Source organism: Pseudoflavonifractor sp. 60, from assembly GCF_009911645.1.
Lineage (GTDB): Bacteria > Bacillota > Clostridia > Oscillospirales > Oscillospiraceae > Lawsonibacter.
This window is the reverse complement of sequence record NZ_QWKI01000362.1, coordinates 1-206: the sequence shown is the minus strand read 5'-3', so window position 1 is coordinate 206 and position 206 is coordinate 1. Positions and strand designations below refer to the sequence as shown.

1 protein-coding gene is annotated in these 206 nt (G+C 66.0%); it reads right to left on the bottom strand.

Going from position 1 to position 206, the window contains the following annotated elements; genetic code table 11:
• Positions 1 to 206: hypothetical protein (locus D1646_RS22405; protein WP_160638527.1), on the bottom strand; the 206-nt coding region annotated here is incomplete at both ends.

Genomic DNA, 206 nt, shown 5'->3' with positions numbered 1-206 from the left:
GCCCCGTTGACCAGCCTGACATACCGCTTGATGACCGCCCCCCGGGGGATGTGCTCCGCGTACAGCTCCAGGGTCAGGGAGGCGGACCCGGCGTTTCCAATGCCGAAGGCGTCGAAGAGGCTTTGATCTACGCTGTGGCTCACCTCCGCCTCGGGGCCGTACCACACGCCGTCCACCTCAAAGGCGTACTCCTTGGCGGTGTTCCG